The 13,186-nt window shown below is 39.0% G+C and carries 14 protein-coding genes; 8 read left to right on the top strand and 6 right to left on the bottom strand.

Annotated elements, in window-relative coordinates; all coding sequences use genetic code 11:
* Positions 1 to 103: 103 nt before the first annotated feature.
* The 4 genes from fba to P22_RS19665 form a co-directional block, all read right to left on the bottom strand.
* Entirely contained in the window at positions 104 to 1,039 is a 936-nt protein-coding gene (fba, locus tag P22_RS19650; RefSeq protein ID WP_054261932.1) for a class II fructose-1,6-bisphosphate aldolase, read from the bottom strand.
* A 122-nt stretch (positions 1,040 to 1,161) separates the two neighbouring features.
* On the bottom strand, positions 1,162 to 2,031 hold the full coding sequence (locus tag P22_RS19655) for an RluA family pseudouridine synthase (RefSeq protein ID WP_054261933.1): 870 nt from the start codon (positions 2,029 to 2,031) through the stop codon (positions 1,162 to 1,164).
* 106 nt (positions 2,032 to 2,137) lie between these two features.
* The gene (locus tag P22_RS21055; protein WP_054261934.1) at positions 2,138 to 2,611 is read right to left on the bottom strand and encodes a hypothetical protein; all 474 of its coding nucleotides are present in this window, start codon (positions 2,609 to 2,611) and stop codon (positions 2,138 to 2,140) included.
* Between the two features lie 20 nt (positions 2,612 to 2,631).
* Complete coding sequence (locus P22_RS19665; RefSeq protein ID WP_054261935.1) at positions 2,632 to 2,961, bottom strand: hypothetical protein; 330 nt, start codon at positions 2,959 to 2,961, stop codon at positions 2,632 to 2,634.
* A gap of 218 nt (positions 2,962 to 3,179) precedes the next feature.
* Here P22_RS19665 and P22_RS19670 point away from each other — a divergent pair, with 218 nt between their 5' ends.
* Both P22_RS19670 and P22_RS19675 read left to right on the top strand, forming a co-directional pair.
* On the top strand, positions 3,180 to 3,431 hold the full coding sequence (locus tag P22_RS19670; RefSeq protein ID WP_054261936.1) for a hypothetical protein: 252 nt from the start codon (positions 3,180 to 3,182) through the stop codon (positions 3,429 to 3,431).
* Positions 3,432 to 3,455: 24 nt separating this feature from the next.
* Positions 3,456 to 3,950, top strand: a complete 495-nt coding sequence (locus P22_RS19675; protein WP_054261937.1) for a YajQ family cyclic di-GMP-binding protein — start codon at positions 3,456 to 3,458, stop codon at positions 3,948 to 3,950.
* Positions 3,951 to 3,997: 47 nt separating this feature from the next.
* Here P22_RS19675 and uraA read toward each other — a convergent pair whose 3' ends face one another.
* A complete protein-coding gene (gene uraA / locus P22_RS19680) occupies positions 3,998 to 5,251 on the bottom strand; it encodes a uracil permease (RefSeq protein ID WP_054261938.1) in 1,254 nt (417 codons plus the stop codon).
* A gap of 287 nt (positions 5,252 to 5,538) precedes the next feature.
* On the opposite strand from uraA, the gene P22_RS19685 reads away from it, so the two are divergent.
* The 4 genes from P22_RS19685 (at position 5,539) to P22_RS19700 (ending at position 10,685) form a co-directional block, all read left to right on the top strand.
* Complete coding sequence (locus P22_RS19685) at positions 5,539 to 6,660, top strand: hypothetical protein (protein WP_054261939.1); 1,122 nt, start codon at positions 5,539 to 5,541, stop codon at positions 6,658 to 6,660.
* A 351-nt stretch (positions 6,661 to 7,011) separates the two neighbouring features.
* On the top strand, positions 7,012 to 8,256 hold the full coding sequence (locus tag P22_RS19690; protein ID WP_054261940.1) for an aspartate kinase: 1,245 nt from the start codon (positions 7,012 to 7,014) through the stop codon (positions 8,254 to 8,256).
* Positions 8,257 to 8,337: 81 nt separating this feature from the next.
* Positions 8,338 to 8,535 carry an alpha/beta-type small acid-soluble spore protein gene (locus P22_RS19695; protein WP_054261941.1) on the top strand — a complete coding sequence of 66 codons (198 nt, stop codon included), beginning with the start codon at positions 8,338 to 8,340 and terminating at the stop codon, positions 8,533 to 8,535.
* A 485-nt stretch (positions 8,536 to 9,020) separates the two neighbouring features.
* Entirely contained in the window at positions 9,021 to 10,685 is a 1,665-nt protein-coding gene (locus tag P22_RS19700) for a nucleoside kinase (RefSeq protein WP_054261942.1), read from the top strand.
* Positions 10,686 to 10,722: 37 nt separating this feature from the next.
* Here P22_RS19700 and P22_RS19705 read toward each other — a convergent pair whose 3' ends face one another.
* Positions 10,723 to 12,075 carry a pyruvate carboxylase subunit B gene (locus tag P22_RS19705; protein ID WP_054261943.1) on the bottom strand — a complete coding sequence of 451 codons (1,353 nt, stop codon included), beginning with the start codon at positions 12,073 to 12,075 and terminating at the stop codon, positions 10,723 to 10,725.
* Positions 12,076 to 12,400: 325 nt separating this feature from the next.
* Between P22_RS19705 and P22_RS19710 the strand changes: the two genes are divergently transcribed.
* Together P22_RS19710 and P22_RS19715 are read left to right on the top strand one after the other, a co-directional pair.
* The gene (locus tag P22_RS19710; protein WP_054261944.1) at positions 12,401 to 12,643 is read left to right on the top strand and encodes a hypothetical protein; all 243 of its coding nucleotides are present in this window, start codon (positions 12,401 to 12,403) and stop codon (positions 12,641 to 12,643) included.
* Positions 12,644 to 12,699: 56 nt separating this feature from the next.
* Positions 12,700 to 13,089 carry a DUF1540 domain-containing protein gene (locus P22_RS19715; protein WP_054261945.1) on the top strand — a complete coding sequence of 130 codons (390 nt, stop codon included), beginning with the start codon at positions 12,700 to 12,702 and terminating at the stop codon, positions 13,087 to 13,089.
* Positions 13,090 to 13,186: the final 97 nt, after the last annotated feature.

Here is a 13,186-nt window from a genome sequence, read left to right on the forward strand (position 1 = left end):
GTATGCGATAAACTAATGTATATAAAATAAAATTAGTCTAAATAGGCATCTATAGATGCAATTTAGACTAATTCTAGAATAAAATTAAAGCGAATATATAAGATTATGCTTTTCCATTGCAACCAAGGACATGAACTAATTTATGTTTAACTAATTCTTTTATGTAAGCTCTAGCAGGTGTTAAGTATTGTCTTGGGTCAAAGTGTTCAGGGTGAGCGGTAAAATGTTCTCTAATTCCAGCTGTTAAGGCAAGACGCAGATCAGAGTCGATATTAATTTTGCAGACAGCCATTTTAGCAGCTTCACGTAACATATCTTCCGGGATACCAATAGCATCTGCTAAGTTACCACCATTTTTATTGATAATATCAACATATTTTGGAATAACAGAAGAAGCCCCGTGTAAAACGATTGGGAAATTAGGGAGTCTCGATTCAATTTCTTTTAAAATGTCAAAACGCAATTGTGGTTTTTGCCCTGGTTTAAATTTAAAAGCGCCGTGACTTGTGCCGATAGCGATTGCTAAAGAATCAACACCTGTGCTTTTTACAAATTCTTCAACTTGATCAGGTTGAGTATAAGAAGCGTCTTCAGCAGATACATTTACATCATCTTCAATGCCAGCAAGTTGTCCTAACTCACCTTCAACAACAACGCCCTTGCTATGTGCATAGTCAACCACACGTTTTGTTAATTCGATATTGTCTTTGAAGCTATGATGTGAACCATCAATCATAACGGAAGTGAAACCACCATCAATACAGGATTTGCAAATATCAAAATCAGCACCATGATCTAGATGAAGTGCAATCGGAAGATCAGTGTCTTCAAGTGCTGCTTGTACTAAATGTGTTAAGTAAGTATGTTTTGCATATTTTCTTGCACCAGCGGAAACTTGCAGGATAAGAGGTGCATTTTCTTCTTTTGCTGCTTCAGTAATTCCCTGGACAATTTCCATGTTGTTTACATTGAAAGCGCCAATTGCATAGCCGCCTTCATAAGCTTTTTTAAACATTTCTTTAGTTGTAACTAATGGCATTACGTGGTCCCTCCTAATAAAATAATAGTATGCACTTTTGCTATTATACCATAATTCATGGAAAAAAAATATATTATGGACCGGAATTTAGCATTTTTGTGCAGGAATCCCTACGGACTTTTTTACTGCTTGGTCAGTACGGACATGTCTTCAGGAATCGGACAACTAATATATACGGGCTGATTCTGAACAGGATGTTGAAAAGATAAGCAATAAGAATGCAATGCTTGTCTTTTTATTAAATCAATAGGGCCTCCGTAAAGATCGTCACCAAGCAAAGGATGACCAATGTGCGATAGATGGACCCGTATTTGATGTGTTCGTCCTGTAAGCAGTTCCAGTTCTAACAGGCTGTATCCAGGGAAGGTGGCGATCACTTTATATAAGGTTAAAGCAGGCTTTCCGGCAGAAGTAACTATGCGCTCGATAATGCTGCGCGGAGAACGTCCTATCGGAGCATCAATAAAACCACTCTTATCTGACAAATGACCGCTTACCAGGGCCAAATACTTACGTTTTATAGATTTCATATTATTGAGAGAGAGCATATGCTGGATATGAGGGTATTTTGCAATCAGTATTAACCCGGAAGTATTACGATCCAGGCGATGGACAGGATGAAAACCGGAAGATAACTTTTGGTAATGATAATAAGCGATAACTGCGTTAGCCAGAGACGGAGATTGCTGTTGTGATATGGGGTGGACCAGCATTCCGGCAGGTTTATTGACAATCAATACATAATCATCTTCATATTTTATTGCCAATGGAATAGCTATTGCTATTAATGCGGATGATTGCTCCCAGGTCAGGGTTATTATATCACCTCCTTGTAGCAAAGTATGGAAAGAAAGCACTGGATACCCGTTAATGGATACTGAACCTGTATTTTTTATTTTTCGCCATAAGGAAAGAGATATGCCTGCGTGACGCCGTAAAAAATCTTTTAATGTTAATCCTTGCAAAGATTCAGGAACTGTTATATCCAACATAAATAGTCTCCTTTGGTATAGGATGTAACTGTCTTATTTTAATTAGGACGTAAGAGAGTAGAGGCAACCGGTCGATTACCTCTACTCTCTTAACCCGTATCCATTATTATATCAGGCTTTGAACCATGGATACAAGGCTAGCGATATGTTCACGTTCCATAGTGAGAGATTCTTTTACATATTCATGCATCGGTTCGCCGTATAATCCTAGTACATGCGACATTCTTTGATGCCGGCGTTGCAGTGATACTAATAAAAGGCGTAACAGACAGTAATTAAGAGCGCATTGACGTTCAGCAAGTTCTTGCTCCGGATCGGGCGTTTGCAGCCCATGTTTTTGTAAAACGGCAGACATAGCTTCATCGTGTTTAGTAATCATGTGCATTACATCAAGATAATAATGCCAATGATTTAAAGCCATGTCGTTTAGATTGTCACGTATGATGTCGGTTGCTTCCTGGGCTGTTTCCACTGCCGTTTTCATTAAATCCAACTGTTCCATTGCTTCAGTATGCAACATTTTTATATGATCTACGTCCATGGAAATAGGTCTGCGCTCACTGAATTTTCGCAAAATCACTATGTCCTCCTTGTGGCCCTCTAGTGACGACCTTTGTAGGGAGCGATGAAACGCAACATTTTGATAGGAATGTGCATTGAAATCGATTTGCGATGGATACAAACGTTAACAATGATAAAATCGCAACCTACGTAGCATAGTGTGCCGCAAAAGGATGCACGCCCGCAGAACTTTGCGTCGACAGAGAACAGTACTTCATCCCCTAATAAGCACATCAAACGGTCTTTAAAGTGTGCATCAGGGAAAGCAAGTACTTTTCCTGGCGGTTCGAACATTTCTTCTTCCATTCCATCACAGCACGGTTCCATCTTTTCTTGCTCATGGTACCAATGTGGATATTTACAGTCCATAAAAATCAATAACCTCCTTCATTGATAATTACCATACGATAGAATTTTTGGATGTCTACCTGCTATATACTATGAGATCAAAAAACATAATGCTACTGCACATAAAGTTTTACTATAAAATTACTTTAATAAATCGATAGATGACTTCTTGATGGATAATGCAGGAAAAATAGAATTTGTCTAGAATTTTAATAAAGAATTTGTTTTGGGAGGATAAAATGGAGTCTATAATGAATACTAGTATAATTTTTATAGGATTTTTAGTCTGGTTGGTGATAGCACCACGTTTTAATAGCCCACGTTATAGCGAGTTGTTTTTAGCTTATATGACGGCTTTGCTATTTTGCCTTATTGGTAGTTCAGAAATTATGATGATTAAACCTGCGGCTTTTTTCTTTACGGTAGGAGGCTCTTTAGCTTTTTGCTATATTGTAGCTCGTATGGCCGTCAAGTTCAGCGTGAAAAAATAACTATCATCCTAAGGAGGTCAGGCTGTGGCCAAGGATTGTTCTTTTGATATTGTATCAACGGTAGAACTGCAGGAGTTAGACAATGCTGTTAACCAAACAGTAAAAGAAATTTCACAACGTTTCGATTTTCGCGGTAGTAAAGCTTCCGTTACATTGGATAATGGTGAAATTAAGGTTATTGGCGATGATGAATATAAATTACAAAGTGTTATTGATGTGTTACATACAAAGCTTGTAAAGCGGGGAATATCTCTAAAAAATCTTGATTATGGTAAAATTGAGCCGGCAGCCCAAGGGACAGCTCGTCAAATGATTAAGATAAAGCAAGGCATTAATAGAGACACGGCAAAAGAAATCGTAAGTGCGATTAAAGATACTAAGAGCAAAGTTCAGGCTCAGATTATGGATGATCAGGTCAGGGTATCAGGTAAGAATAAAGATGATTTACAACATATTATTACCACATTAAAACAAAAGGATTTTTCTGTGGAATTGCAATTTGTGAACTTTAGATCATAAAAGTCATAAAAAAACTCCGCACCCGATCAGTGCGGAGTTTTTGGAGATTACTGCTGGTCGTTACTAAAACCCAGCAGATCCAGTACTTTAAAAGATAAACTTAGGATAATTGAAACGATTGTAGCCAAAGCCATGCCTTTCAAAGTAACCGTTCCCAGTGTAAAACTGGCACCGCTTACACCGATGACGAGCACCACAGAAGTGAGAATCAAATTGCGGGCCCGGCTATAGTCTATTTTGGATTCAACCAGCATTCGAATACCGGACGCGGCGATTACACCGAAAAGCAATAAGCAAACACCGCCCATAACCGGAACCGGAATACTCTGAATGGCGGCTGAAAGCTTGCCAACGAAGGACAATATGATTGCCAGGATAGCAGCTCCGCCGATAACCCAGACGCTATACACTTTGGTTATTGCCATGACTCCGATATTTTCACCATACGTTGTGTTAGGCGTAGAACCTAGACAACCGGAAAGAAGGGTCGACAAACCGTTTCCCAAAAGCGAACGATGCAAGCCGGGGTCTTTAGCTAAATCACGGCCGACGATGTTACCTGTTACTACTAAGTGTCCGACATGCTCGGCAATAACCACCAAAGCGGCTGGAATGATGATAGCGATCGCACTAAAATTAAATTCCGGTGTATACAATACGGGAAGGGCAAATAAGGGAGCTTGACTGATAGTACTTAAGTCAACTAACCCAATACAATAGGCGAACACGTAGCCGCTAATTACTCCAATTAAAATAGGAATTATGGCAAGGAATCCTCTGAAAAGAAGTGATCCAAAAACCGTTACTAACAAAGTAAAAATAGAAACGGAAATGATTTTGGGATCAATTATTTTAGCGGTTAGTCCGGCCATGTCTGCTGCTACAGGAGCAAGTTCCAAACCGATAACGGCAACAATCGCTCCCATGGCTGCGGGAGGAAATACTACGTCAATCCATTTGGTTCCTGTAATACGAATACTTAAGGCGACTATAGAAAAAATCAAACCAGTAACAATAAAGCCTCCTAGTGCCGATTGGTACCCATATTGTGGAAGAACGGCCAAGACTGGAGAGATGAATGCAAAACTCGAGCCAAGATAGGCCGGTATTTTCCCCTTGCAGATAAACAGGTAAAGAAGAGTACCGACTCCATTAAACAACAAGATGGTAGCAGGATTAATTTTAAAAAGAATAGGGACTAGGACAGTGGCACCAAACATGGCAAACAGATGTTGTAGGCTGAGCGGGAAGGTTTGCAATAAAGGCAGTTTTTCTTCAACTTGAATGACACGATTATTCATAAAGAATCCTCCTAAATCCTTTGGTACACACAGAACAGCCTCTTACCGAGTAAGAGGCATTGCAGCAGAAAAATATTGCCGTGTACCTTTTTAGCCTCTCTGGACTAAGTTAAAGGAATGTTTTATTTCTTAACAAATGTAACATAATTTAGATTCTTTGTCTACTTTTTTCTGCAAATGTACTGTGCAAACAAATGCTTTTTCGTTACAATATAAGCAAGTCTTATATTTAAAATGCATTATTTGGAAATGTGATATACTATATACAAACGGGAGAGAATATTAAAATGACTAAGCAAACAAGTGGTTTAGGGGTTAACCCGGTTTTACGCAATCAGGGAGACAGTAATATCGTAGCGGAAGAACATCGTTTCCGGTATATTGACCAGGAAGAACGTTGGCGGCAAGAGTATAAACATCGCCAGACAGTAGAGAATTCACTGGCTGCATTAAGTAAATTACATTATGAACCTGTTGATTATGCTGCCATGATGGTACGTACACCTTGGAAAGAACGCCCACTGACTGATTTTTCTTTTTTACTTACAGAGGCTAAGGAACAAGTGGAAAAAGAGTATTTTTTCCGGGTTGTTAAACGGGTTGCATTTCTGATTGTTTTGATTGTAGCTTTGGTTATCGGAGCAAATGCTGCTGTTTTATGGATTACTGGAGTATTAGGCGCTGCTGTGGCGGTGTCGTTGTATTTTGTTATGCAAGATAAACGTTTAGCTTTAGAAAAGGCAACAACAGAAGCGCAGGAGGAAATAGAAAAGCGAGGAGCAGCGGAACGGGCAGCACAGGAAAAAGCAAAAGCCGCCCACGAGCAACGTGAGGAAGAGAGGGTTGCTGAAATAGAACAGTTATTAGATGGGGATTTATCGGCCGTTATTTTGAAACTAGATGCCGTGGTAAGTAAAATTCCACTTCCTTTTCTGCTTGATGTCGATATTGAGATATATCAGAATATTCCCCGTGTCAGAGTATGGTTGCCAAACCGATCGATTATTCCCCATACCATTTGTGAAATGCTTCCTTCCGGTCGCCTTAAGTATACAGAAAAGGAATTATTGGAGGTTAACAGGCAATATTTGGAGTTGTGTGCTTCCTTATTGGTTAAAATTATGTCTGAGATCTACGCTCATGTTCCTTCTTTTGATCGGGGATATATCTATGGGATATCTAAAGAGGAGCTGCAGAACCATTGTATAATGGGTGGTAGTTTGGAACGTGAAGAGTTAGCTGCAGCATGTGAGGCGGGGAGTGGTCTCGCAGCTATACAAATGCTGCATATGACATTTGAGAGCGATACCAATCTGAAATTGCTGCCAATTGAACAAATTGATCCTCCGGAGTGGGAAGATGTGGATCGTAAGGATATCCGTTGCATTAATATTAAAATTTCTCAGTAAATTCTTTATGACTAGATTATTAACCGGAATTTAATAATAATAGAGATACAAAGTACAGAGTAGAAGACAGAGAAACTTTTTTTACTCGGTGAAGTTCCGGCAAGGGGAAAGTCAGGAGAAACGATTACTATAAATTAAAACTGAAGCGCCTTTCTTGAAGGGCGCTATTCTTTTGAATTTTTGACACTTATAAATTTAATGTCCATTGTTAGAAGGAGTTTGTATTTCTTGGGAGAATATAATTCTTCATGTTCCTAATGATCTTAAAGGGTGACGGCAGGCATAATAAATAACGTATTAATTATTATTTGTTAGGCTGTAATATTGTAAACACAAAAAAGGGGGATAGGAATGGCGTTACTTGTTAAGAAATTTGGCGGTAGTTCAGTAGCCACTCCAGAGAAGATATTGGCTGTGGCGCAGAGAGTGCTGAATGAGAAAAAACCTGATGATAAAGTTGTTATTGTCGTATCCGCAATGGGTGATACAACAGATGAGCTAATTTCTTTAGCTAATGCAATTGCTGATCCGGCATGTAATAATTCCAGAGAAATGGATATGTTACTATCAACTGGTGAACAAATATCCATTTCCTTATTGGCAATGGCTTTTACTAAATTAGGACAGCCAGCAGTTTCCTTAACCGGTTATCAGGCAGGTATTGAGTCAAATACTGCATATGGCAAGGGAAAAATTCTACGAATTACGCCCAGGCGAGTCATAAGTGAATTAGCAACTGGGAAAATTGTTGTCGTTGCAGGATTCCAGGGTGTGACACCGGATGGTGATATTATTACTTTGGGACGTGGCGGTTCTGATACTTCTGCAGTAGCATTGGCCGGTGCGTTACAGGCTGATGTATGTGAAATATTTACAGATGTCGATGGGATTTATTCATCCGATCCCCGGATTGTAAATACCGCAAAAAAAATGAAAGAAATTACTTATAATGAGATGCTGGAAATGGCACGCTTAGGAGCTGGTGTTATGCAGCCGCGTTCAGTTGAAATGGGTAAACACTATGGTGTTCCCGTTCATGTTCGATCTACTTTTACTCAGAATATAGGCACTATTATCAGGGAGGAATATACAGTGGAAGAAAAAGAATTCATCATTCGCGGTGTAACTCATGATACGAATGTAGCTAAAATTGCTGTATTGGGTGTACCGGACCGTCCGGGTGTAGCATATACGATTTTTTCCAATTTAGCTGCTGCTAATATCGATGTCGATATGATTGTTCAGAGTGTTCGTAGCACACAAAACAATATCATTGATATGGTATTTACCGTTGCTCAACCAGATCTTATAGAAGCTAAAAAAATTGTTGAAAAAATTGGTAAAGACATGGAGACTGTAGGTGTTATTGTAGAAAAAAATGTAGCTAAAGTGTCTGTTGTTGGCGCAGGTATGCTGGGAAATCCGGGAATAGCTGCTAATATGTTCGGAGCGCTGGCTGAAGCTCGAATTAATATCGAAGCAATTAGTACGTCAGAAATTAGCATTTCCTGTTTAATACAAAGTAGTAAAGTTAAAGAAGCTGTTAACGCAATTCATAATCGGTTTTTTAGTGAAAAACATGATACGGTTTGTTAATAATTTCAATACATGTTTCAATCGAAGTTGCACATTCTATTTATAGAACCTTATATTATTATGAAATGGAGGTTTTGCGTAATGTCAAGGAGTAGAAAACCCGTGAACCCGGCGGCGCAAAAGGCTCTCGACCAACTGAAAGAAGAAACTGCGGCTGAAATTGGCTTGAAGGACTACAAGAACACGTATAAGGGTGCATTAACATCGGCTGATAACGGAAGAGTGGGCGGGCACATGGTTCGCAAAATGATTGAAGCACAGGAAAACAGCTTTAAGTAAGGCAAAAAGGGACAGGTTTTGATACCTGTCCTTTTTGCTTATTATTCTCTTTCTGCGGATTGATTTACATTATTATCTATATGTAGTATTTCTGCTTCGGGGGACAATATAAAATAACTGGTTACTAAAGGAGGATTTAGTATGCACTATCGACGTAAAAATTGTTTTGCCGGTATAATCAGGGATTTTCCTCGATCCGGTCTTTACTTCATTGTCGGAGCTGTTTTTATGTTTTTTATGGGAATGCGCTTTGCAACCCGGCGTGAGCCCCTAGTGGATATACTTTTTCATTTATTAAAAGTACTCAAAAGATAGTATTAGAGGCGAATTATCATTCGCCTTTTTTCGTGGTGTTATTACCTTATGTCGTTATTTTTTACTCTGTGGTATACTAAACGTATAAAACTAAGGTTTTATATGCAGGCAGTATACGAGGATAAGCGGATATTGCATATACTAGATATCATACTTATTGGGGGATTACGATGGGAAATGCAAGTATAAAAGTATCTTTCAGCAATGGTGAATGCATGGAGTGCGATCAGGGAATTACTTTGCTGGAACTCAGTAAAAAAAGAGCAGGCTTATATACATCAGCCATTGTAGCCGCTAAGGTGGATAATGAAATTAAAGATTTACAGTCAGAACTAACTAATGATTGTTATGTTGAGTTTCTGGATTTACACACTGAAGATGGAATGAAAGTGTATCAGCGGAGTTTAACTTTTGTTTTGATTACTGCTGCCAAAGACTTATTCCCACACTGTAATTTGACAGTGGAACATTCGCTTGGCAATGGCTTGTATTGTGAGATTTATTTAGAAGAAAAACTTAATGAACCGGTTGTTAAAAAAATTGAACAACGTATGAAAGAAATCATAAAAGAAGATCGACCAATTATCCGGAAAATCATGTCGAAGGAAGCAGCAATTGCTCTTTTGGAAGCAGATCAACAATATGAGCATGTTCGTTTGTTAAAACAGGTAAAGAGAAAACGCGTGAGCATGTACTATTGTGGCGAGGTATATGATTATTTTTATGGGACAATGACTCCCAGTGCAGGTTGTTTAACTACTTTCGAACTCAAATATTATGCACCGGGACTTCTGCTGCGTTTTCCTGAAAGGGAGAACCCGGATGTTGTACCCGATTTTATTGACCAGCCTAAGTTGGCCCAGATTTTTGCCGAAGCGGAAAGATGGGGTTCTATTCTGCAGTGTGGCTATGTTGCAGCATTAAACGATTATATAGAGCAGCAACGTAGTGGAGATATTATTAGGGTGGCTGAGGCACTCCACGAAAAAAAAATAGCTCAAATTGCCGACTTTATATCAGGTCATAGCCGAAAAGTGCGCATTATTTTGGTAGCTGGTCCGTCTTCCTCCGGAAAAACCACCTTCGCGCAACGCTTAAATATTCAACTTCGAGTCAATGGTGTGCGTCCGGTACCTATATCACTTGATGATTATTTTGTAGACCGTGAACACACTCCACGTGATGAACAGGGTAATTATGATTTCGAAGCTTTGGAAGCAATTGATTTGGAGTTGTTTAATGAGCATTTATTAAGATTACTGAAAGGTGAAGAAGTACAAATTCCTTCTTTCAATTTTTTTACAGGGATACGGGAGTATAGTGGTAATACTATTAAATTAAATGAGAGCCAGCCTTTAATTATTGAGGGAATTCATGGCTTGAATGAGCGCCTTACGGCAGCGATTCCACGTGAGCAAAAAGTGAAAATATATATTAGCGCGTTAACACAATTATCCATTGATACGCACAATCGAATTCCCACTACGGATACCCGTCTCATTCGAAGAATGGTGCGAGACAGTAAATTCCGCTCACACGATGCACTAGGGACTTTAAAGATGTGGCCATCAGTACGCAGGGGAGAAGAAAAGAATATTTTTCCTTATCAGGAAGAGGCGGATATCATGTTTAACTCCGCGCTGATTTATGAGTTGGCCATACTAAAAAAGTATGCTGAGCCTTTATTAGAAAAAATTACTCCGGCCGAAAAGGAATATCCGGAAGCAAAGCGGTTGCTTAAATTTTTGTCTTATTTTAATTCATTGGCAGATAATGAAATTCCTCAGAATTCTATCTTGCGTGAATTTATTGGTGGCTCTTGTTTTTATAGTTAAAAAATCCCTGGTTCTTTGAACCAGGGATTTAGTTATTTTAACGATTTTTCTTGAAGAATTCCAGAGCGACTTCAGGGAACAATGCATAAGATAGAACATCTTCAACGGAAGCGTTAGGATAGCCTTTTTCTGCAAGCTGTGTTTTAAGGGTATCTAGTTGCGGCGGAATATCGTCAGCAGGACGATAAGAAATAATTGGTTCGTTGCCAATAATTTTTTCGCGGACTTCTTCCGCAACTGGCATAGGAGTGCGGCCATATTTACCACGGGCCAAGTCTTTTACCTCACGAGGAACAACTTTATAACGTTCACCTAACATAACATTAAAAGTAGCCATGGAACCTACAATCTGACTGGTAGGAGTTACTAGTGGAGGATAACCAAGATCAGCACGTACGCGAGGCATTTCTTCCAAAAGATCCTGGTATTTTTCTTCCATACCTTGTTCTTTTAACTGATTGTACAAATTGGAGAGCATACCACCGGGAATTTGGAAGTCCAAAACATTAGTATCGACATCAAAGTAGGTTTTGAGATTAAAATCACTAGCCAGACTTTTCTTAACTTCACCAAAATGGAGAGCAAGCGGTTTCAAAACTTTGCGATCAATACCGGTATCACGTTCTGTTCCTTCTAATGTGGCAATCATACTTTCCGTACAAGGCTGGGAAGTACCCAGCGCAAATGGTGACAAAGCACAGTCAATGATGTCCACACCGGCTTCAATTGCTTTTAAGTAGGTCATAGAACCAAATCCACTAGTATAATGGGTATGTAGTTCGATGGGAACGTCAACAGCTGTTTTCAGTGCTTTCACTAAGTCATAAGCAACATATGGTTTTAATAAACCGGACATATCTTTAATACAGATTGAATTTACGCCACGTTCTACCAGCTCTTTCGCCAATTTAATATAGCTTTCGTTCGTATGGTAAGGGCTGATTGTGTATACGCATACGCCTTGAACATGAGCACCGGAAGCAACGCCAGCTTTGATGGCAACTTCAAGGTTACGGACGTCATTCAATGCATCAAATACGCGGATGACACCGATACCATGCTCAACCATTTTTTTTACAAAAAGTTCAACAACATCATCGGCATAATGGTTATAGCCGAGGATGTTCTGGCCTCTGAGCAGCATGGAAATAGGTGTTTTTTTCAAATGTTTCTTTAAAGTTTTGAGGCGTTCCCAGGGATCTTCATTTAAGAAACGCAGGCAACTGTCAAAAGTAGCGCCGCCCCAGGCCTCCAATGCGAAATAACCGACATTATCAAGTTGCTCCAACACTGGCAGCATATCAGTGATACGCATACGAGTAGCAGCAAGTGATTGGTGTCCATCACGCAAAACTGTTTCCATAATTTTTACTGGTTTTTTTGCAGACATTTTTTCCCCTCCGATCAATTTTATCATAAATAACTTGGTAAATTTAGTAAGTTATTTATTGAACATGCTTTTACAAATTTATTTTAACCCATTGTAATAGGTTTTGCAAATGTATTGTGTTCGGTAGATTGTATACATTTGCTAAATTTCACTATAAATAGACATTAAAACCTACATCCAGACCCAATAGTTGTAATGCAAGGCAAAATAAGTTCAACTATCAATGTAGAGTTTCCCAAAATATCTTTTTTTATAAAAGGTTAAAAAAGATATTTTTAGAGATCATAACATGTATATTAGGTTCAAAGCAAATGGAGTGAATGTTATGGAATTGATTTGTCCTATTTGCAATGGCTTGCAATCATTAAAAGCAGTGTGCCCACAATGCGGACAGCTATTATTGGACGGAGGGACGATAGAAGATTATTGGGGAGCATATAGTCCCTACGTAGATAAAGATACACTTCATACAAACCAGTATGGGGAACAAAAGTATTGTGTGCATCTGATCTATTGCCCGGAATGTTATTATGATATACGCAAAGCTTGGGAAATGGTAATCATTTAATAGAATTAAAACGTACTGCGGTGGTTATAATAGTAAAAACATTGGGAGGTGTTATCATGGCGGTTGCTAATCCAATAGTGAAATGTACTGTTGATCAATGTACGCACTATATACCCGGTGATCAATGCATGGCAGCTAAAATTAGTGTATATAATAATGAACAAGATGGTCAATCATCGCAGAAAAGTGATACGCAATGTAAATCATTTCATCAACGTAAAACAGTGGGGGATATGATTGGAGCAGTACACAACACCAATGTAGGCGGCATGATTGCATCGACTTTAATTGATGGTAAGCAAATTACTCCGCAAGTGGAATGTTTTGTTAATACCTGTAAATACTGGCATGAAAATAATTTGTGTGACGCGTCGGCCATTGAGGTAAGCGGAGTTAATGCAGCAAGTACCCAGGATACGGATTGCAAGACCTTTGAAGCGAGGTAACATTCGTATTGAATATAAAAAAAGTCCGCAGAACGCTATTTCTGCGGACTTTTTAATGCCAACAAAGGCGGAGATTAATGTTTGTGAATATGACAGC

The organism is Propionispora sp. 2/2-37 (genome assembly GCF_001298735.1).
Lineage (GTDB): Bacteria > Bacillota > Negativicutes > Propionisporales > Propionisporaceae > Propionispora.

What these genes read in the sequence shown, in the direction of transcription:
- P22_RS19670 (WP_054261936.1), top strand. Translation starts at nt 3,180, where the DNA reads ATGGAGTCTATAATGAATACTAGTATAATTTTTATAGGATTTTTAGTC.
- P22_RS19710 (WP_054261944.1), top strand. Translation starts at nt 12,401, where the DNA reads ATGGAATTGATTTGTCCTATTTGCAATGGCTTGCAATCATTAAAAGCA.
- P22_RS19690 (WP_054261940.1), top strand. Translation starts at nt 7,012, where the DNA reads ATGGCGTTACTTGTTAAGAAATTTGGCGGTAGTTCAGTAGCCACTCCA.
- uraA (WP_054261938.1), bottom strand. Translation starts at nt 5,251, where the DNA reads ATGAATAATCGTGTCATTCAAGTTGAAGAAAAACTGCCTTTATTGCAA.
- P22_RS19700 (WP_054261942.1), top strand. Translation starts at nt 9,021, where the DNA reads ATGGGAAATGCAAGTATAAAAGTATCTTTCAGCAATGGTGAATGCATG.
- P22_RS19715 (WP_054261945.1), top strand. Translation starts at nt 12,700, where the DNA reads ATGGCGGTTGCTAATCCAATAGTGAAATGTACTGTTGATCAATGTACG.
- P22_RS19655 (WP_054261933.1), bottom strand. Translation starts at nt 2,031, where the DNA reads ATGTTGGATATAACAGTTCCTGAATCTTTGCAAGGATTAACATTAAAA.
- P22_RS19685 (WP_054261939.1), top strand. Translation starts at nt 5,539, where the DNA reads ATGACTAAGCAAACAAGTGGTTTAGGGGTTAACCCGGTTTTACGCAAT.
- P22_RS19695 (WP_054261941.1), top strand. Translation starts at nt 8,338, where the DNA reads ATGTCAAGGAGTAGAAAACCCGTGAACCCGGCGGCGCAAAAGGCTCTC.
- fba (WP_054261932.1), bottom strand. Translation starts at nt 1,039, where the DNA reads ATGCCATTAGTTACAACTAAAGAAATGTTTAAAAAAGCTTATGAAGGC.
- P22_RS19705 (WP_054261943.1), bottom strand. Translation starts at nt 12,075, where the DNA reads ATGTCTGCAAAAAAACCAGTAAAAATTATGGAAACAGTTTTGCGTGAT.
- P22_RS19665 (WP_054261935.1), bottom strand. Translation starts at nt 2,961, where the DNA reads ATGGACTGTAAATATCCACATTGGTACCATGAGCAAGAAAAGATGGAA.